The sequence below is a fragment of the Paenisporosarcina cavernae genome (assembly GCF_003595195.1).
GTDB classification, from domain to species: domain Bacteria; phylum Bacillota; class Bacilli; order Bacillales_A; family Planococcaceae; genus Paenisporosarcina; species Paenisporosarcina cavernae.
The window spans coordinates 327,014-347,155 of the sequence record NZ_CP032418.1 but is presented as its reverse complement, the minus strand read 5'-3'; the positions used below and the strand labels follow the sequence as shown (position 1 = coordinate 347,155).

The following is a 20,142-nucleotide window of genomic DNA, read 5'->3' as shown; positions in this document are numbered from 1 at the left end:
CTTCCTTTCGATTATCTCAGCGAAAAACGACATCAAAAAAAGACTGCCTGAAAAGCAGTCTTTATATCCTAACAATTTGGATTGGAAAGATGGACCGTTTCAGCTGAAGTTTACATGTAATTTGCTAAAAATGGACAGACCTGTCCCGTTGGTCGCAAAATCGAATGTAAATGCACGTGTCTCGGACAAAAATTCCAATATATAAACATGTGCAGCCAGCGTCTTGATCATCTTTCCTCACCTCCGTTCATAACTTTGACAATAGTTTATCATATCTTTTGATCCACTTCAAATGGCCATTTTGGCAACATTTTGTTTAACGCTTTATCCTTACGTCGACCAAGAGCATACTCCGCTTGCATAATCGTGTGAATTTCTCTTGTTCCTTCATAAATGACAGGTGCTTTAGAATTCCTTAAGTATCTTGCTACTGGGTACTCATCGGAATATCCGTATGCACCATGTACTTGTACCGCGTCATCTGCGGCTTGATTCGCAAAATCGCATGCTTGCCATTTAGCCATCGACGTTTCGCGTGTGTTCCGAATCCCTTTATTTTTCATTTCCCCGACTTTATAGACTAGTAATCGGCTCATTTGAAGGCCAGCTTCCATTTTCGCAATCATTTGCTGCACTAATTGATGATCTGCAATGGCTTTTCCAAACGTTTTCCGATCTAAACTATAGGAAACACTTGCTTCTAGACAAGCCATAATGAGACCTGCTGCTCCCGCTGCAACTGTGAATCGTCCATTGTCGAGTGCAGCCATCGCTATTTTAAATCCTTCTCCTTCTTCTCCTAATCGATTTTCTACTGGGACTTTAATATCATCAAAGAAAATTTCACCCGTATTTCCTGCCCGAATTCCGTATTTGCCTTTAATCGCTTTCGACGAAAATCCTTCCATCGTTCGTTCGACGATAAAGGCGGAAATTCCATGGTGTTTTTTGGATTTATCTGTGTACGCAAAGACAATAAAGTGATCCGCTACATCACATAAGGAAATCCATGTTTTTTGCCCTTTTAAGACATAATAATCACCTTCACGAGTAGCGCTTGACGACATCCCCGCGACATCCGAGCCAGCTCCAGGTTCGGTTAGTCCGAATGCCCCAATTTTTTCCCCTTTTGCTTGTGGGACTAAATATTTTTGTTTCTGTTCTTCTGTTCCCCATTGCATAAGTGTCATCGAGTTTAAACCGATATGAACAGATACCGCGGTTCGAAATGCAGTATCACCTCGTTCTAATTCCTCACAAACGATTGCTAACGCATTATAATCCATTCCGCTTCCGCCATACGCTTCTGGAACACATACGCCCATTAAACCTAATTCCGCTAGTCGTTTCCATATCGCTGGATCGAATCCACCTGTTGCATCCCATTCTTTGATATACGGCAAGATTTCTTCATTCACAAAGCCTCTCACCGTTTTACGCAGTAGTGTTTGTTCTTCTGAGAATTCAAAGTTCATGATGAGTTCCTCCTGTTAGCCTTTCACGATGGGTGCTGACTTACGGATACTTTCCTCAATAATGACGCCTCGTTTCGCCATTTCTTGTAAGTAAATATCGCCTGGAACAATTTGTTCTGGTGGATACACACCGCGCTTTACAATTTGTCCTTTGCCAATCATTTGTGCGACAACCGAAATAGTATTTGCCGTCGCACGGGCCATTGCGGTCACATTGTGGGAAGTGTCTTTTTTCGTGACCATTTCGTATTCGTATGTGACACGTTCGTCGTTCTTTTCACCTGAAACAATCACTCGAAGCAACACGGCATCTTGTTTGTCTCCTAATAACAATCTCGGAGTAAGTGCTTCTTTTAGGACTTCTCGAGTGTTAATCTCTTGGCCGTTAATATGGACCATCCGATCTTTTTGCGTTAACCCTAAATCCACTAGCAATTTAAACTTTTCGGCATGCCCTGGGTACCGAATTGTTTTATATTCCATTGTTTGGACGTGTGGAAATGTTTTTGTTAACGTGGATGTCCCGCCGGAAGTATGGAATGCTTCAAGCGTACCGAAGCCGTCAAAATGGATCGGTTCCACTTCCGTTAATGACTCTACTTCCATCAGCTTTCCATCTCGAATCATGTGAGATGAATCGGAATAATGATCCATAACTCCATCTAATGAAAACACAATGTTGTACTTTAATGGCCCTTCTGGATCGAGTGGAATTCCGCCAACAAACAATTTAATGAGTTCTACATTGTCGAGTTTGCTCGCCCCGTATCCTGCCAAAATATTAATCATCCCTGGAGCTACCCCTAAATCTGGGATGAGTGTGACACCTTTATGTTCCGCTGCAGCTTTCATTTCCAATACCGCATCCGTCGCGCCACCAATATGTCCACCTAAATCAACGGAGTGAACTCCCACTTCAATTGCTGTGCGTGCCACTTTTTCGTTAAATGAATAAAAGAGTGCATTAATCACGACGTCACCAAGCGACATTACCCGTTTCAAATCTGCATCATCATTCGCATCTAATCGTTCAATGTGTAGCTTGTCGTTCCCTAAGTTTTGCGCAAACAATGTTGCCTGCCCAACATCCAAGTCACATAAGTAAACGTGTTCTACTTGCTCACTTTGTACCAAATCTCGTGCCGCTTCTTTCCCCATCAAACCTGCACCTAGTACAACTACTTTCATTCTCCCATCCCCTTTGCGTTATTCTGTATCGATTTGTGCACGTTGCAGCTTGCCGCTGTAATCGATGTACACACTTTTCCACTCTGTATAAACGTCGAGTGCCGCTACTCCGCTATCGCGATGTCCATTACCAGTACCTTTTGTTCCTCCAAATGGTAAGTGAATTTCTGCCCCAGTTGTCCCGGCATTGACGTACACAATTCCCGTGTCCAAATCTCGAACCGCACGGAATACTTTATTCACATCACGAGAGAATATAGAACTCGACAAGCCATATTTCACGCTATTATTTACTTCAATTGCTTCTTCAAGCGAGTTTACTTCTATGAGCGAAACGACTGGTCCAAAAATCTCCTCTTGTGCCAGCCTGCTATCCCATTTCACATCCGAGAAGAGCGTCGGTGCAAAGTATTGTCCGTTCGCAAGTTCTCCGTCGGTTAATGAAGTACCTCCTGCTAGAAGCGTTGCACCTTCGGACTTTCCAACTTCTATATACGATGCGATTTTCTCCATCGCTTTCTCATTAATGACAGGACCAATTTTTACTGACTCGTCCAACCCATTCCCAATCGTTAACCCTTCCATCGCAGTCAACAATTTTTGTTCTAACTCTTTTTTCACGTCCTTGTGCACAATCACTCGGCTACATGCTGTGCAACGTTGTCCTGCCGTTCCAAAAGCACTCCACAAAATACCTTCTACTGCTAGATCTAAATCCGCATCATCCATGACGATAACAGCATTTTTACCACCCATTTCAAGCGATACTTTCTTTAAGTGTCTTCCCCCCAGCTCCGCCACTGACTTTCCAGTCTCTGTGGAACCAGTGAACGAAATCACTTTAACGTCTGGATGTTCGATCATCGCTGTACCAACTGTAGAACCCGAACCAAAAACAATATTCGCTACGCCAGGAGGCAAGCCGGCTTCCTCAAATACTTTTGCCATTTCATAGGCCATCATCGGAGTTTCCGTTGCTGGCTTCCACAGGAACGTATTTCCTGCAACAATCGCTGGGAACGATTTCCACGTGGCAATCGCAACAGGGAAATTCCATGGCGTAATCAGTCCTACAACACCAATTGGCGCACGAACACTCATCGCAAATTTATTCGCAAGCTCCGATGGTGTCGTCTCCCCGAATAAGCGACGACCTTCTCCTGCCATGTAATAGGCCATATCTATTCCTTCTTGAACTTCCCCTCTGCCTTCTTCAATCACTTTGCCCATTTCTTTTGTTAATACTTGAGCTAAATGTTCTTTCTTTTCTTTCATAATCCGGGCTACTTCATATAAATAATCCGCACGTTTTGGTGCCGGAACTAATGCCCATTCTTTTTGCGCTTTTTTTGCAGCACTTACTGCAGATTCTACTTCTTCATTTGTCGAAAGAGGCACTTGAGCTAGCTCTTCTCCCGTTGCAGGATTCAATACTGCCGCAAACTCTCCTGTATAATTTTGCCATTTTCCCCCGATGTAATTTTGTAACTGCATATTATTTCCCCTTTCTTTTGAAAACGCTTACATTAAGAATAGTTCGACAATTCATTTTAAAAATCCTTTTTCTCCACAAGAAAAGAATTGTTCCGTGCACTTGATCGTTTCATGTAAACATTCTTCATTTTATTCCGCAAAAAGCAACCGCATTCCATACGCTATTAATGAGGATGTGTCCATTTTGCAAGGACGTTCTTTGAATGAAACCTTTTCCAATCGTTCGCGTATACATTATTAGATAACTGTCAGGAGGAATGGAATCCATGAATAACCACGAAATTGATTACAAAATCCACGGGGATGATATGCAGTTTGTGGAAGTTGAACTTGATCCGCAAGAAACGGTCATTGCAGAAGCAGGAAGCTTAATGATGATGGAAGATGGCATTGAGATGGAGACAATCTTTGGAGATGGATCCGGGTCTCAAGGTGCTGGAATTATGGGGAAATTAATGGGCGCAGGGAAGCGACTCATCACTGGTGAAAGCTTATTTATGACCACCTTTACGAATGTCCAACACGGGAAAAAACATGTATCGTTTGCATCACCTTATCCCGGGAAAATTATTCCGATGGATTTATCCGAAATGGGTGGCAAAATTATTTGTCAAAAAGATGCGTTTTTAGCAGCAGCGAAAGGTGTAACCGTAGGCGTAGAATTTCAGCGTAAACTTGGTACTGGCTTTTTCGGTGGCGAAGGCTTCATTATGCAGAAGTTAGAAGGTGACGGCTTAGCTTTTGTTCATGCTGGCGGGACGATTATCCGAAAGGATCTTCAAGCAGGGGAAGTTCTACGTGTTGATACTGGGTGTTTAGTAGCGATGACGAGTGAAGTCGATTACAACATTGAAATGGTTCGTGGCGTCAAAACGGCTTTATTTGGCGGAGAAGGATTGTTCTTTGCTACTCTTCGAGGACCAGGAACGGTCTGGATTCAATCCTTACCATTTAGTCGACTTGCGAGCAAAGTATTTGCGGCAGCACCTCAAACACCAGGTGGAGGTTCACCAGGCGAAGGGAGTTTAGCTGGCGGTCTTTTTGACTTGTTAGGCGGGAAATAAAACCTTTAGACAAAAGACAAATCCGAATGATTGTTCGAGTCTCTTACAGAGGTTTCGACATCATTCGGATTTTTTTGGCGAAAAAAATCTTGCAACTTTACGTACTATTCATTGTTGTAAACCGGGACATGGAAACGGAACAATAATTTTAGAGAAGGTGTTGCTGTTATTGATACCTTCTAGAAAATGGCGGTCGTTTTTGACACGCTTGAATCAAATCGTTTTGCTCGTTTTGATCGCATGATTCATTTTCCATAAAAAATACACAACCGGTAAAATGAGAATCGCAGAAGAGGTAATTCCTCCCGCAATCGATGTGTAGAGTGCAAGTAATCCAACAAGTGGTCCTCCGGCAATTTGCCCAAACGCATCCAATTGACCAATCATCGACAGGGCAGTCGCTCGTCCCTTCGACTCTAAACGTTCATTTGTCAGTACACTAATGAGTGGATAATTGACGTTTCGAAGTGCACTAGTCATCCAGTATAAAGCTACCGCGATCCAAACATTTCCTACCCATGCAAATCCAATCATCGTAAAGACAATGAGTAGATTAATGAGCATTAAAGCAGTTCCTAAACGATGCTTTACTCTTACTTCCACGATTTTCAGCAGAAGCATATTGAGTAAAAATGCGACCGCATACAAAACGCCAAACCAGACAACCGCTTTTTCTTCCTCAAGGTTGTAGTCCACAATAAAGTGCGCTCCGTACAATCGGTCAAATCCTTCACTTGCAAGTCCGATAAAAAGCGTGACAAACGCGATGGTTGCTAGTACGGTGTTTCCTTTTACTTGATTGGCAGCCGTTTTCAAGGTTTTGACCATGTGAAGAAAACCGTTGTCTCCTGCTTCACGATCGACAGGAACAAATTTTGTTTCTGGAACTTTCCAAAACGCGATACCTGCTACGACGATTAAAAGGGCTCCCGCTACGATAATCGATACTTGAGGGGAGTACAAAGTCGCAACACCTACACTCACTCCAATCCCAAGGAAACGGGCAAACGAAGTAAATTGAGCACCTCGTAAAAAAGTTCTCTCCAAGTCTTTTCCATCTAGTTCATCCGCAATCCACGCTTGCTCCGCGCCACTTATAAACGTCCAACCAAAACCCCACAACGCAGATGCTAAAGCAATTGCCCAAAACTCTGGAGTACTTCCTTCTACAACATGTGCTACTCCTAAAATAAGTGTCCCGAGTACGAGTGATTTTTTTCGTCCAAAATGATCTGCAAACAATCCTGTCGGCATTTCAAACAATAAAACGGAGACTTCCATAATCGTTCCAATAAGCACTAGCTCTAATGGATTTAAACCCGCATTGGATACATAGTAAATGGCATTTAACGTAAAAACCATTTGAATAAGTAGTGCTCTACTACTTGTTAAAGCATAATAATAACGTTGAATCGTCAATGTGATTCCCTCCGTGGTTTCTCTTTTTTTTTGACGGAGGTGTTTTAGAGAAAAAATCAGTTAGTTGTTTTACAATTTAACAACCGAAATACTGTTTTCTTTTATCGATTAAAACAACCTACCGTATACGTGTTTATCTGTTTCTGAAAGCTTTTCATATGAACTCTCTCCTTTGTGTAAATATAGTTTAGTGTATCTTTTCTCCTATGGAATGTCACGAAACTATTTTCTACCTAAAAAAGAAACGCTTTACTATCCGAAGTCGGTAGCAAGACGTTTCATCTTCATAAATCCTATGCAAATTAGTTATCGGGTCGCGTTCTCCTGTCGGTTTTGGCGACGAATTTTTCGCTCGTTTTTCACTTTGTACATCCGTAGATCGGCCAGGCTATATAAGTCATCATATGTTCTACCTTCATCCGGGTAACGACTAATACCGATACTCGGAACAATTGGAATAACATCATCTTCTACTACGAGCGCGTTTACTTGAAAGTAAGCGATTAATCTATTTTCAATTGATGCAATCGTTGGAAATGTTTCATTATCCAAAATGGCAAACACAAACTCATCCCCACCTAATCGTCCTACTCTTCCAAAACTTCCAACAAACTCCTCCAAAAGTTTTGCTGTTTTCTTTAACACTTCATCGCCCATTTGGTGTCCATAGAAATCATTAATCGCTTTAAAAAAATCTAAATCGAGCAATCCAAAATACGCTGGCCTCGTCGGATTATCGTGAATGAATGTCTCTGACAACTTCACAAAAGCACCACGGTTGGCAACTCCTGTTAGCTGATCATGAAAGGCGATAAACTTTAATTTTTCTCTCGCTTCTCTCTCTTCCGTGACATCTCGCACCAAAAAGAAATAGGCAAATTTACGATTTTTCAAAAATCGTTTCCCATCCACGAGAAAATATCGGAGCTCTTCAGTTGCAGGCATTTGAACATCAACTGGGAAATCACGTATTAATTCCCCTGATTCAAACATCGTTACAAGTTTCGATTTATATCTCGTCGCACCGTACATTTCCAGAATCGTATCAAAACTCATGTCTTGATATAATTGGTAACTTTCCGCTGCTACATTCCATTCATCTACCCGCCAGTCACCATTAAAAATAAGCGCTATAGAAGGGGTAAGCTCGAAAATAGTTTCATATTGATCATTGTTATTCGTCAAAAAATCAAATCGGTACATACTGTACATAATACCGATACCAAAAAGGATTCCGACATAATAAAACGGTTTTGGAGGAAGTATGCCATCTAAAAATGGTAATCCTAACGCTAACGTGAGGAAAAACACCGCAATCACGATGCGAGACATAAACACCATTAACCGCTCATCTCGTAAAGAGTGTACACGGTTTTTTCCCGAGCGAAGCATGAAATAATATGGGATGACAAGTAACGCACTTGCAATCATGGTAATGAAGTACGTACGATCGTAAAAAATGTAAATCCACGGGCCGTTGCGAATATATTGATCCACGTTCTCGTGAGGATTCGACAAAAACGCCGAAAGCACGACTAATACTGCGGGCACATAAAATGCGAATGGATACAGTGGACGTTTCAATACTTCATTAAAATTCGACATTTTCGCAAAGAAATGAAGACCGAGAGATAGAATAAAGATGCCACAAGGAGTCGTAATATACGTTTGAATGTATCCACTACTCGCAGAGGGTAAAATATGCCGAATGAACTCTCCCATATACAGAACTGTATAGGCGTTCATAAGTAAAAATCCTAGCCAATGTTCGACACTTGCTCTATTTCTCGCAATAATGATGAACGAAAAGGCTAACATTAACGAAGCGGGCAAGATATATGCAAAAAAATAAATAAGAAAGTTGCTTAATTGCATACCATCACCCCTTCAAATTATCAGAATATTAATTCTAGTATAATCTATATCGGTACGTAAGTACTAGTTTTGAAGAACTATTTTTTGCCGTTACAAATTAAAATAGCACCTCTCCACTTTGAGAAGTGCTACCTTAAAAAACTTAAAGATAAAGAATCGCTGCGACTACGATTGCGAGGATGATACGATATACCGCAAACGGGGTCAGTTTAACTCTTCCAATAAGTTTTAAGAAGAAACGAATGGAAATTAACGCAAAAACAAATGCACTGAGGAATCCTGCAATATAAAATCCGATATCATCCGCATTGATGTACTCCCAGTTTTTTAACAAGGAAATAAAGCTCGCTCCCATCATAATTGGAACGGCCATAATAAATGTAAAGTCAGCTGCAGTTCGATGATTTAACCCGAGTAAAACACCGCCGGAAATCGTCGCTCCTGAACGTGAAAAGCCTGGCCACAACGAGAAACATTGAATCAGACCCACCATAAACGCTTGACGATACGTTATTTGATCAAGTGTTTGAACAGGCGGTACTTTCGGTCCGAAATAATCCGCTGCAATCATTAAAAATGCCCCAATAACTAGTCCGATTACGACTGTCTCTGCAGAAAACAAATTCTCATCAATGAAGTCTTCAAACAGCACGCCTAAAATTCCTGCAGGCAATAATCCAACGATGACATGTGTCAGTTTTAACTGATCTCCTGGTGCAACATCTTTCATTTTATACAATCCTACTAAACTAAATAATCGTTTCCAAAAAACAACGACTACCGCCAAAATAGAACCGAGTTGAATGACCACTTTGAATGTATTTGCAGAATACTGATCTAAAAACTCCGTCGTTTTTAACCACAAATCATCCACTATAATCATATGACCTGTAGAAGATACTGGCGCAAACTCTGTCATACCTTCTACAAAGCCTAAAATAATCGCTTTTAAAATCTCAATAATTTCCATACGTACTCCTTATGCTCTACTTTTTCTAAAACGCATGTACCACACAATTGCCGCAATCCCGATGACTGCTAGAATCACATACACGATGGAAGAATAAATATCCATATATCCAACAATTGATTCCCAGTTGTCTCCAACTGCCGCTCCGACTAATACTAATATTGTATTCCAAACGACGGTTCCAATTGTGGTGAATAATAAAAATAACCCAAATCGCATATCCGACATACCGGCTGGAATCGAAATTAAACTACGAATCAATGGAATTAAACGACAAAATAAGACAGTCCAAATACCATACCTGTCAAACCAAGCGTCCGCTTTATGTACATCTTCCTTCGTTAAACGTAACACTCGACCATATTTCTCAATAATTCGCTCTAATCGCTCGACGTTTAACAATTTCCCAATCCCAAATAAAATAACGGCTCCCGCAACTGAACCCGCGGTTGATGCAACAATCACACCAAAAGGCGTCATATCCGAATACGTTGTCATAAACCCACCAAACGTCAAAATAACTTCTGACGGGATTGGAGGGAAAACGTTTTCCAACATAATGAGTAAAAAGACACCGAAGTATCCAAACTGACTCATAAAGTCCGTAATCCAGTTTTCCATATATTCACTCCTACTTATTTCACTTACCGCTTTTCATTCTAACGAAAAAAATCAGACCTGTCTAAAGAACGTTTCAGTCTGATTTTTGTTCCCGTACTACTGTATGCCCAAATTCTTCGCAATTATAACCTTCATAATCTCATTTGTTCCTGCGTAAATCGCCGTTACTGGAATATCTCTGAACCTACGTGCAATTTTATATTCTTCCATGTAACCATATCCACCGTGAAGTTGCATACATTTCGCAGACATCTCTTTTGCTTTTTCGGTAATCCACGACTTTGCCATCGACACTTTGGTGACAACATCTTTTCCGGCCATATGGTCTTCGATTAACGATTCCAAAAACGTTCTTCCTAGTTCCAGTTCCGTCATCATCTCGACTAACTGAAACTGTGTATTTTGGAAAGAAGCAATGGACTTCCCAAATGCCGTTCTACTTTTCACATAGGCAAGCGTCATCTCCACCATATCTTCCGCAGCCGTTTGCGCAGAAATTGCTACCATCAGACGTTCTTGTTGCAACTTCGTCATCATGTAAGAAAACCCTGCGTTTTCTTCGCCGAGTAAATTCGACACTGGCACTTTCGCATCCTCAAAGATGAGTTCTGACGTATCTTGCCCGTGCATCCCTACTTTATCTAGCTTTCGCCCGCGACTAAACCCAGGTGTCCCTTCCTCCATAACTAATAAACTAATTCCTTTATGTCTTGCTTGAGGGTCCGTCTTCACGGCAGTCACGATTAAATTGGCTTGAATTCCATTTGTAATAAACGTTTTTGAACCATTTACAATATAATAGTCACCATCTCGAACCGCAGTCGCCTGAATTCCCGCTAAATCTGAACCTGCTCCTGGTTCAGTCATCGCAATTGCCGTGATCGTTTCCCCTGTTAAACAGCCTGGAAACCATCGACGTTTCTGATCTTCTGTCGCATACGACTCCAAATAAGGCAGCACAATATCATTATGCAATCCGACCCCTGTTAAACTCGCACCAACTCGTTCCATTTCCTCTCCGATAATGACCGCATAACGGAAATCCGTCTCTAGCCCTCCATATTCCTCAGGTAATTGAGGTGCTAAATACCCCATCTCCCCAAGCTTTTTCCAAAAGCTTTTCGGAATCAGACGTTCCTTTTCCCACTCGTCATAGTGTGGCACCGCTTCCTTCTCCAAAAACTTCCGGAGCGACTTACGAAACGCTACATGTTCTGCTTCTTCAAACCGATATCTACTCATTTTTAATCCCCTCACTTCGGTGCCATACGAATCGCACCATCTAATCGAATAACTTCCCCATTCAACATCGGATTCTCCACAATACTCTTCACGAGCTGGGCATACTCTGACGGCTTTCCAAGACGATTCGGAAACGGCACAGAACTTGCCAAAGTCGCTTTTGCAGCATCCGGTAGTCCATTAAACATCGGCGTCTCCACAAGCCCTGGTGCAATTGCCATCATGCGAATACCGTCCCGCGCAAACTCACGAGCAATTGGTAACGTCATGCCAACGACTCCTGCCTTTGACGCAGCATACGCCGCTTGCCCAATTTGCCCTTCAAACGCCGCAACCGAAGCCGTATTCACAATTACACCACGCTCGCCATCTTCATTTGGTGCATTTTCCTGCATCACACGAGCGACCACGCGAAGCACATTAAACGTCCCGATCAAATTCACCTGCACAATCGTCGCAAACTTTTCTAAAGCCATCGGTCCATCTTTTCCAAGCACCTTCGCCGGCGGTGCAATCCCCGCACAGCTAACCAGCACATCTATTCGTCCGAATTTTTGTACCACGCTAGCCACGTTTTGCTCTACCTGCGCCGCATTCGTCACATCTGTTGGGGAATAAAAGACGACACTTTCTCCGAACTCTTCGACCAATAACTTCCCTCGCGCTTCGTTCACATCAAAAATCGCAACCTGTGCACCTTCATCCACTAGCATGCGAAGCGTTGCTTCCCCTAAACCGGAAGCTCCCCCAGTAATAACCGCCACTTTTCCAGACATTTGCATACAGCCATCGCCCCCACGTTCAATTTCTAATACTCTTCCTTCAAAAATTGCACATATTTCGTAAGAATCGCACGGTAACCCTGTACTATGAACCTAAAGTAGACAGTTTAATTCCGCTCAACTGTTATTCTTTAACTATATTATAAGCATAGGAGCGGTGAAAGTGATGTCTACAAATTACAAACGATATGATTTTACGACAAAAAAGATTGCAGTGGAGCGGTATTTATCTGGTGAGTCTGCTCAAAGTGTTGCAGTCGAGTTAGAAATAAGTAACAGAAGAAGAGTTCAGGATTGGGCTGAATTAGTTCGTACAGCGGGAAGCTTTGAAGTATTACACGGTAAACAAGGAAAAAAACCAAAAACACAGCGAGAGAAATTATATGTACTTGAAATTGAGAAATTGAAAAGAGAGATAGCAGTTTTAAAAAAGAGAATGGATTCAGTGGGGAGGTGAAATATTACGAAGAAAAGTGCTTGTATGTAACGAACTATAAAGGTTTCTTGTCCATTGTAGAGCTTTGTTTAATGGTCGGGATCTCCCGATCCGGTTATTACAAGTGGATGAAAAATTCCCATAAAGAAAGAAAAGCAGAAAAGGATAAAACACTTCTTAACAAGATGTTGAGTATCTACAATACTCATGCAGGTACATTAGGGAATGAACGAATGAAAAATGAATTAGAAAAGGCTGGAATTAAGGTCAGTGTAAAGCGAATTGCGAGAATGCGAAGAGATTATCATATGCCATTAAAAACAAGTCATAATTGGAAACAAAAATCAAAACCACACGCGATAATCGGAAATCTTTTAAACCGTAACTTTAAAGCTAAACGTCCAGGAATTAAACTATGTATTGACATTACTTATCTAGAGGTCGAGAGACCTTATAGACATTTTTTATATCTATGTGCCATTAAAGATTTGTGCCATGGAGAGGTAGTCGCCTACTCGATCAGCGATACGATGACGACATCGATGGTTTTACAAGCAGTTGATCAATTGTTGGAGAAAGGTCTTATGGAAAAGAATGCGATTCTACATAGTGATCAGGGATCGCAATTTACTAGTGCAAGATATTTAAATTACCTTTACCAAAACTCCATAACTCCCTCTATGTCGCGTAGAGGAAACTGTTGGGATAATGCATGCATCGAAAGCTTTTTTGGGAAGCTTAAAGTAGAAATGCCATGTTTTATAATCCCTAAAACAGATGAAGAAATGATAAAGGCAGTTGAAAATTACATCTCTTATTATAACAATGTTCGACCGCAATTAAAATCAAAGAAGACTCCTAAAGAGCTTTTACTAGAAATGGCTTCTTAAGTAGAAAATGCCTAGGGCGGAAATGAGCGGAATTTGAGCGGACTACTTGTCTACTTGACAGGTAGTAGGTCACCCTTATGTATCGCACCATTTCTGCGTGAACCGCACATCATTCCATCTTAAGAACTTCTATTTAAACGGCGCCTTAGTCTAATTCGTCCTATTGATAGTAGAAATCTCTCCAATAACCCGAGTTCCAATGCAGTTGTTTTCGCATCCGCGAAAACTTTCCTTTAAATGATGAAATGGTGGGCTTTCGTTGACGAAACCCTTCCCTACTTACGCACTAAGAATTTCGTAGTACATTTTCGATAAAGTGTGATTTTGCAGTCGTATACTGCTCCCTGTCATCTTTGAATTGCATTGCTAATGTACTTTTTAGTATGGCGTATTCATTCAGAAGATCTCGATTTTCTTTCAAAGTATCCCGAAATACGAGATGCTCTTCCCATCTTTTTTCATTGGATTGCATGATGTGTAAATGGGCAACCCTTCTATTCTCTTTGACTTTCACAAAGAATCTTCTCCAATTTCGCATATCTAATTCAGGTGGAACGTAATGCCAATCATGTTTTTCAAGATTCGTTATCAGCTCGTTTGTCATTTCTAAATTAGGAACACGTGCCATTAAATCAATTATTGGTTTTGCGGGTAGCCCTGGAATGGAAGTACTACCGATATGTTCGACTTGTTCAATTCCTAAAGGCATTAGCAGTTTTCTTACTTCATCTTTCCATTCAATTGCTTGTTTTTCCCAGAAAGGATTTGGACTCACTATTTTTATTTTTTCATAAGCCCATTTTGGAATCGTTTGGTCATTTTCAACATTAGAAGTCATTCTCCTCCTCCTATTCAAAGAAACGTAAGAAATCCATTTTACTTCTTGTTTTCACTATTTCTTTTGCTAGCCCTGCAATAAGTTCAAAGTAACTTATTACTAAACGAAGCATTTTACTTAAACTCTCTCAATAATCGTGGCGTTTGCCATTCCCATTCCTTCACAAATAGCAAGCAATCCGTACGTTTTATTTGTTCGTTCTAATTCATGAAGTAGGGTGCTAAGTAGTTTCGTACCCGTTGCGCCAAGCGGATGACCTAATGCAATCGCGCCACCGTTGACATTTAACTTCGATGGGTCGGCAGACAATTCTTTTTGCCACGCAAGCGGAACAGACGCAAATGCTTCATTCACTTCATACAGATCCAATTGATCTAACGTCATTCCTGCTTTAGCAAGCACTTTTTTCGTCGCATCAATTGGACCAGTCAGCATAAGCGTTGGGTCTGATCCTACAACTGTTCGCGCAATGATTTTCGCTCGAATCGGCCAGCCCATTTTTTCTGCGTAAGCTTTTTCCGCTAAGATCACTGCTGAAGCTCCATCGCTCATTTGACTGGCATTGCCAGCTGTAATTCTTCCGTCTTCTTGGAAGACTGTTTTTAGTTCTGCTAACTTTTCGATGGAAGCATCGACACGTGGTCCTTCGTCTGTATCAAATTTTCGGTATGTTCCTTCTTCCGTAAATACATCCACGGGAATTATTTCTCGTTCAAAACGTCCATTTTGAATTGCATATAACGCTTTTTGATGACTTGCTAGCGCAAATTTATCTAATTCTTCGCGTGAAATGTTCCACTTTTCCGCAATTCGTTCTGCTGACACTCCTTGGTGAATGATTTCATATGCTGCTGTCAATTTATCACTTGGTTTTGTGTCACCGACGTTTGAAAACATTGTAACTCTCGACATGCTTTCTACACCACCTGCAATTACCACGTCCATATCTCCAGCCAGGATTGCTTGTGATGCAAAATGCACCGCTTGTTGGCTTGATCCACATTGACGATCGATGGTTACCCCTGGAACGGACACAGGAAATCCTCCAATTAGTAATGCCGTCCGAGCAATATTTCCAGCTTGTTCTGCTGTCTGGGTAACGGAACCAATAATGACGTCTTCTACCAGCCCTTTCTCCATTCCAACACGTGTTACCAATTGATCGAGTAAATTTCCAAGCAATTCATCGGGGCGATACTCTTTTAACATTCCTTTTCGTTTTCCAATAGCAGTTCTAGCTGCATCCACAATGACGACTTCTCTCATTTTTCCACCTCTAAATTCAGAATTGAATGACTATTCATTTCTTTCAGTTTACCATACTCTTACAAAAGAAAAGGTGAATTCTTGGAAGGGAAATGGTTCCGAGTTACGTTGCCTTTCCGCTTCTTTATTTAATCAATACGCCGCATCTTCATTCCAACGGTAATAAGCTCGCTACTTCTCTATACTGGCGGCTCACGTAGTTCTATTCCAACCATGCGTTACGATGTCCAATAGTTCAAGACTTACGTTCTCTACGCCTCAAGACCTAGTCTAAAATCAATACCGAGACCGTTCGGTAAAACTCTGCTACGCCGTAAGATAAAACTATCAACCGAAGGGAGTTACACTCATGAAAAAATTTGGATTAATCATCGCGGGAATCGTTGCAGCAATTATTGCCCTCGCAAATTTAGGTTCATTACTTGCGCTCGCAATTTCAGCAGGAATGGTTGTTGCAGCAATGCACTACTACCCTAGTGCACGAAAAACGTGGAAAAAAGTCGTTTTGTTACTGATTGGACTTTCTGGTCTAGTCACTGGAATCGCAAATATTCCAGGCTTTATCGGAATCGCAGCAATTATCGCTGTACTGTACATCTACCGTGCTTGGCAAAAAGAAAAATCATCACCTTCTCTTCATCATGCTGACCCATTTCAACATTTCGAGTCACAATGGAAAGAAATCACAAAATAATTGGAGGAAAACATCATGACAACTTTATGGAAACGTTTTAAATACGCAATCGAAGCAGATCTTCAAACCGTGTTAGAGAAAAAAGAAGAAAAGAATCCTATTCATCAATTGAACCATTACATCAAAGAAGCAGAGAAACAAACCGAAAAAACGGGTAAATGGATGGAACGACAAGGTGCACTAAAGGGAAAGTTAGAGAAAGAATTGCACGATACCGAGCAACTTTTAGCAAAGCGAGTCGAGCAATTGTCATTAGCGGAGTTAGCAGGGGAAGAAGATTTAATCGTCTTTGCTAAACAAGAAGTCGCAGCTTATGAAGCGCGTAAGGTAACACTTCAAGAAAGCTTAGAACGGACGCTTCGTGAACAACTCGAGCTAGAACAAAAGTTTGAAGAAATGAAACATAAAGTGAAAGATATGAAAGTACGTCAGCTTTCTTTAATGGGCAAAGAGAATGTTACAAGAGCACATGCACAAATGGACCGCGTTCTAGGTGAGCGAAGCTCCTCTAAAAAGGAAACAACCATTAAAACGTTTGATGATTTAGAGCATTTCATCGTGTCATTAGGAACTAAAGTTGACTCGAGCTATAGCTCCTCTTCCATGGAGCGTCGTCTTGACTCTTTACAAAAAAAGCAAGAAGACAAGCAGGAAATTGTGTAAACTAGAGGATAGAATTGGAAGACGGACGCTAGCGATTCTTCGTTTGGCGTCTGTTTTGTTCGTGATGATCTGTCACCAACGGATAACTGGCACGTTTGTTGTTTGAAAAAGGAGGAAAAGACTTGCCAACGTTTACAACGCAACAACTTACATTTGGGCTTTTTGCAGTGTTTTGTCTTATCTTGCTGGAGTCTGTACTTTTTGAAAATGGCAGTATTGTCTTTGTTCTTTTTGGAACAGCATTTATATTCTTTGCATTAAAACGAAAAAAACGCGTCTTATTTTGGATCGGTGTGCCCTTTGTCGCAGCCGCCGTCATGTCTCTATGGAGTTTACGGTTGCTCATTTTAGCAATCGTTGTGTACGTATTGTATCGCCTATGGAAAGGAAATGGTCCAGAAGAGATTTTCGCGCCATTTTCTGGTGTGTTCGAATCATCAAGAGGGGTCCAGCGGAACGCGCTACTTACGATTGTTTCGCATAGTGAAACGTATAAATGGGAAAACGTTCATATGCAATCCGTCTATGGAAATATCGTCCTAGATGCGACGAACACCGTTTTACCGAAAGGAACATCGTTCATCTCCATCCGCCAAACGTTTGGGAAGGTGAAAATTGTCGTCCCTCATGACATTCCTTGTCGCATTCATATTGCCAGTATTATTGGAGATGTATGTGCACTTGAAGTGCCAAAAGCTCGTCTTTGGAATCAAACACTCAGCCACGTTTCTGGCTACGACAGTGTTTCCCTATCCCAGGCAGAACTCATTATTTCTGTTTCTATACTCTTCGGAGAAGTAGAGGTGGTTCGAGGATGAACGGGTTCTTTTCACGACTATTCTTTTTATTTTTCTTGCTACTAGTAGGATTAGCGGGAGTTCTTGTAAGCATTTGGGGATGGAATGATCTCTCCAAATGGGAAGTATTATTGAACGTGAAAGAAGAAATCCCCCTAATTGCATGGTATGCAATGGGGATTTTCGTCGTCAGTTTTTTAATCGCGATGAATAGTCAACTTGCGATTTCCTCTCGTGAACGCAAAGTAGAAGCTTCGTTACAAAAAGTGACCTCTGAAAAAGGAAATGCTTCATTCCCAAAAGTATCAAAAAAAATCCATAAGCAACTGGTCGAAATAACAACGCTTATCGAAACGCAGCAAAATAGTTTGAAACGCCTTACCGACGAACGCGCAGAAGGGGAAGAACAACGAATTCAAGAACAAATCATACAAGAACGACAACGTCTTGCTCGTGAATTACATGATTCCGTTTCCCAGCAACTTTTTGCCTCTTCCATGCTGTTGTCATCCATAACAGAGAACGAGGAAGAAGTGACTCCCGTACTCCTTCAAGCAGAAAAAATGGTCCAGCAAGCACAGCTTGAAATGCGTGCGCTTTTACTCCACTTGCGTCCAATCGCCTTGCATAATAAAACAATGGCGGAAGGTTTACGTGACTTAGTAGAAGAATTAAAACAAAAAGTTCATTTTACCATCCGAACTAAATTAGAAGAAGTCACGCTCTCCAAAGGAACCGAGGATCACTTATTTAGAATTGCGCAAGAATCGTTGTCGAATACGCTTCGTCATTCTAAAGCGACCGAAGTCGATATTACCTTGATCCAACGAGATGGAGTCGTTCTTTTACGCATTCAAGATAATGGAGTCGGTTTTTCAAAAGACGAAGACAAATCGAGTTCGTACGGCTTGCATCACATTGAAGAACGCGCAGTTGAAATTGGTGCACGTAGTAAGGTCGTTTCTGTTCCAGGAGAAGGAACAATTGTCGAGGTAATAGTGCCGATGGAAAAGGAGGAACAACATGATTCGAATTCTATTAGTAGATGATCATGAAATGGTGCGACTAGGTTTGTCCGCATACTTGCAATCACAAAAAGACATGGAAGTCGTCGGGGAAGCTGGTAACGGCTTTGATGCTATTGAGCTATCTCTAGCGTTACGTCCCGACATTATTTTGATGGACATGATGATGCCTGGAATGACAGGTGCAGAAGCTACAAAAGAAATTATCGCAAAATGGCCAGACGCAAAAATTATGATTGTCACCAGCTTTTTAGACGATGACAAAGTATATCCGGCACTTGAGGCAGGAGCCGTCAGTTATTTATTGAAAACATCCAATGCACAAAAAATCGCCGAATCCATTCGTCAAACGCATAATGGGACTGCGGTGTTAGAACCTGAAGTAACAAACAAAATGATGGCAAGAATGCGAGGAAACTCGGAGAAAATGCTCCACACAGAATTGACCGACCGCGAGATGGAAATTTTGCTCGAACTTGCAAAAGGAAAATCCAACCAAGAAATCGCAGATGACTTATTCATTGCGCTAAAAACAGTGAAAACGCATGTCAGCAATGTCTTATCTAAATTAGAAGTACTGGATCGAACACAAGCTGTCGTGTACGCATACGAGCACGAATTAGTGAAGAAAAAATGACCCATCTACATACAAAGCAGCCTTTCGTAAGTTGAAAGACTGCTTTTATTTCATCTGGAAGTTATCATGTGAGGAAATCTTATTTCGCAATCGCTCGATGCATCGCATATAGAGCACCAATATGGATTCCTTCATGCCACACCATAAAATTAAGTACCCCTGCCACGCTTTCAATAGAATGCATCGAACCAAATGAGATCGGTTCGTTAATCGGAGTATACATATCCTCCCCAATCACTGGGACAAATCGTACAATTTGTTCTTGTAGTGCGTGAATAATTTCACTTTTACTTGGAGGATTGTTTCCCCATTCAGACGGTCGTGTTCCTCCTTCGAAAAACTGCTTCCACTCTGGATGGACGACAGTATAGGAGGGAATAGCCCGTTTCAAAAGCGATTCATGCGACGTGAAAATATGTCCTGCATTCCAACGAATTGTATTAGGTTCTCCTTCTAGTATCACATCCCATTCGTTCTCATCAATCCGTTCTATTTTCCCTAGCGAATACAATCTAGCAAACTCCATTTGACGTACCACTTCCATCGTTACACAACCCCTTTCCCTTAACGTTCATTGTATCCCATCTACGAAAGAAATTCCTTCCAAGAATAAAAGGAACCATAGGTAAGATGGTGACTTTGTATCTACCAATCAATACTTCAAATAACAACCGCATTTTCATATGGGCAAACGCAAATCGTAAACAACAACCGGAAATCATAAACAATAACCCGAAATTGAAAACAACAACCCATTCGCAAAGCC

Annotated in this window: 21 protein-coding genes; 8 read left to right on the top strand and 13 right to left on the bottom strand. The window is 41.3% G+C overall.

Translation table 11 applies throughout. The features are described from left to right. Positions 1-99: 99 nt before the first annotated feature. From D3873_RS13675 to D3873_RS01835, 4 genes are read right to left on the bottom strand one after another with little or no spacing between them, the layout of a single operon-like run. The gene (locus tag D3873_RS13675) at positions 100-231 is read right to left on the bottom strand and encodes an RAxF-45 family protein (protein ID WP_338014663.1); all 132 of its coding nucleotides are present in this window, start codon (positions 229-231) and stop codon (positions 100-102) included. A 38-nt stretch (positions 232-269) separates the two neighbouring features. Continuing rightward, positions 270-1,475 carry an acyl-CoA dehydrogenase family protein gene (locus D3873_RS01845; protein WP_119882419.1) on the bottom strand — a complete coding sequence of 402 codons (1,206 nt, stop codon included), beginning with the start codon at positions 1,473-1,475 and terminating at the stop codon, positions 270-272. Positions 1,476-1,490: 15 nt separating this feature from the next. Continuing rightward, a complete protein-coding gene (locus D3873_RS01840) occupies positions 1,491-2,663 on the bottom strand; it encodes a saccharopine dehydrogenase family protein (RefSeq protein ID WP_119882418.1) in 1,173 nt (390 codons plus the stop codon). 18 nt (positions 2,664-2,681) lie between these two features. Continuing rightward, a complete protein-coding gene (locus D3873_RS01835; protein ID WP_119882417.1) occupies positions 2,682-4,157 on the bottom strand; it encodes an aldehyde dehydrogenase family protein in 1,476 nt (491 codons plus the stop codon). A 266-nt stretch (positions 4,158-4,423) separates the two neighbouring features. On the opposite strand from D3873_RS01835, the gene D3873_RS01830 reads away from it, so the two are divergent. After that, positions 4,424-5,221 (top strand): TIGR00266 family protein, encoded by a 798-nt coding sequence (locus tag D3873_RS01830; RefSeq protein WP_119882416.1) that lies wholly within the window; start codon positions 4,424-4,426, stop codon positions 5,219-5,221. A 213-nt stretch (positions 5,222-5,434) separates the two neighbouring features. On the opposite strand, the gene D3873_RS01825 is transcribed toward D3873_RS01830, so the two are convergent. The 6 genes from D3873_RS01825 to D3873_RS01800 all read right to left on the bottom strand — a co-directional run bounded on the left by D3873_RS01825 (position 5,435) and on the right by D3873_RS01800 (position 12,130). Beyond that, on the bottom strand, positions 5,435-6,640 hold the full coding sequence (locus tag D3873_RS01825; protein WP_119882415.1) for an MFS transporter: 1,206 nt from the start codon (positions 6,638-6,640) through the stop codon (positions 5,435-5,437). A gap of 306 nt (positions 6,641-6,946) precedes the next feature. Beyond that, positions 6,947-8,515 carry a sensor domain-containing diguanylate cyclase gene (locus D3873_RS01820; RefSeq protein WP_119882414.1) on the bottom strand — a complete coding sequence of 523 codons (1,569 nt, stop codon included), beginning with the start codon at positions 8,513-8,515 and terminating at the stop codon, positions 6,947-6,949. Positions 8,516-8,657: 142 nt separating this feature from the next. Then, a complete protein-coding gene (locus tag D3873_RS01815) occupies positions 8,658-9,485 on the bottom strand; it encodes an undecaprenyl-diphosphate phosphatase (protein WP_119882413.1) in 828 nt (275 codons plus the stop codon). A gap of 9 nt (positions 9,486-9,494) precedes the next feature. Further along, positions 9,495-10,106, bottom strand: a complete 612-nt coding sequence (locus tag D3873_RS01810) for a DedA family protein (protein WP_119882412.1) — start codon at positions 10,104-10,106, stop codon at positions 9,495-9,497. A gap of 96 nt (positions 10,107-10,202) precedes the next feature. Next, positions 10,203-11,348 carry an acyl-CoA dehydrogenase family protein gene (locus D3873_RS01805; protein ID WP_119882411.1) on the bottom strand — a complete coding sequence of 382 codons (1,146 nt, stop codon included), beginning with the start codon at positions 11,346-11,348 and terminating at the stop codon, positions 10,203-10,205. Positions 11,349-11,359: 11 nt separating this feature from the next. Further along, a complete protein-coding gene (locus D3873_RS01800; RefSeq protein ID WP_119882410.1) occupies positions 11,360-12,130 on the bottom strand; it encodes a 3-hydroxyacyl-CoA dehydrogenase in 771 nt (256 codons plus the stop codon). Between the two features lie 166 nt (positions 12,131-12,296). On the opposite strand from D3873_RS01800, the gene D3873_RS01795 reads away from it, so the two are divergent. Continuing rightward, entirely contained in the window at positions 12,297-12,587 is a 291-nt protein-coding gene (locus tag D3873_RS01795) for a hypothetical protein (RefSeq protein WP_119882409.1), read from the top strand. Then, positions 12,584-13,456 carry an IS3 family transposase gene (locus tag D3873_RS01790; protein WP_162920106.1) on the top strand — a complete coding sequence of 291 codons (873 nt, stop codon included), beginning with the start codon at positions 12,584-12,586 and terminating at the stop codon, positions 13,454-13,456. The genes D3873_RS01795 and D3873_RS01790 overlap by 4 nt, the downstream gene beginning before the upstream one ends. 286 nt (positions 13,457-13,742) lie before the next feature. Here D3873_RS01790 and D3873_RS01785 read toward each other — a convergent pair whose 3' ends face one another. Both D3873_RS01785 and D3873_RS01780 read right to left on the bottom strand, forming a co-directional pair. After that, positions 13,743-14,294: a GrpB family protein gene (locus tag D3873_RS01785; protein ID WP_119882407.1), complete on the bottom strand. Its 552-nt coding sequence runs from the start codon at positions 14,292-14,294 to the stop codon at positions 13,743-13,745. A 117-nt stretch (positions 14,295-14,411) separates the two neighbouring features. Continuing rightward, positions 14,412-15,560 (bottom strand): thiolase family protein, encoded by a 1,149-nt coding sequence (locus D3873_RS01780; protein WP_119882406.1) that lies wholly within the window; start codon positions 15,558-15,560, stop codon positions 14,412-14,414. A gap of 349 nt (positions 15,561-15,909) precedes the next feature. Between D3873_RS01780 and D3873_RS01775 the strand changes: the two genes are divergently transcribed. The 5 genes from D3873_RS01775 to D3873_RS01755 all read left to right on the top strand — a co-directional run bounded on the left by D3873_RS01775 (position 15,910) and on the right by D3873_RS01755 (position 19,376). Then, positions 15,910-16,254 (top strand): lmo0954 family membrane protein, encoded by a 345-nt coding sequence (locus D3873_RS01775; protein ID WP_119882405.1) that lies wholly within the window; start codon positions 15,910-15,912, stop codon positions 16,252-16,254. A gap of 15 nt (positions 16,255-16,269) precedes the next feature. Beyond that, positions 16,270-16,917: a PspA/IM30 family protein gene (locus D3873_RS01770; RefSeq protein WP_119882404.1), complete on the top strand. Its 648-nt coding sequence runs from the start codon at positions 16,270-16,272 to the stop codon at positions 16,915-16,917. 122 nt (positions 16,918-17,039) lie between these two features. Beyond that, positions 17,040-17,735, top strand: coding sequence for a cell wall-active antibiotics response protein LiaF (gene liaF, locus D3873_RS01765; protein WP_119882403.1), 696 nt, complete (start codon positions 17,040-17,042; stop codon positions 17,733-17,735). Further along, positions 17,732-18,763 (top strand): sensor histidine kinase, encoded by a 1,032-nt coding sequence (locus D3873_RS01760; RefSeq protein ID WP_119882402.1) that lies wholly within the window; start codon positions 17,732-17,734, stop codon positions 18,761-18,763. The genes liaF and D3873_RS01760 overlap by 4 nt, the downstream gene beginning before the upstream one ends. Beyond that, positions 18,738-19,376, top strand: a complete 639-nt coding sequence (locus D3873_RS01755; RefSeq protein WP_119882401.1) for a response regulator transcription factor — start codon at positions 18,738-18,740, stop codon at positions 19,374-19,376. The genes D3873_RS01760 and D3873_RS01755 overlap by 26 nt, the downstream gene beginning before the upstream one ends. Positions 19,377-19,455: 79 nt before the next feature. On the opposite strand, the gene D3873_RS01750 is transcribed toward D3873_RS01755, so the two are convergent. Continuing rightward, complete coding sequence (locus tag D3873_RS01750; RefSeq protein WP_119882400.1) at positions 19,456-19,920, bottom strand: DinB family protein; 465 nt, start codon at positions 19,918-19,920, stop codon at positions 19,456-19,458. Positions 19,921-20,142: the final 222 nt, after the last annotated feature.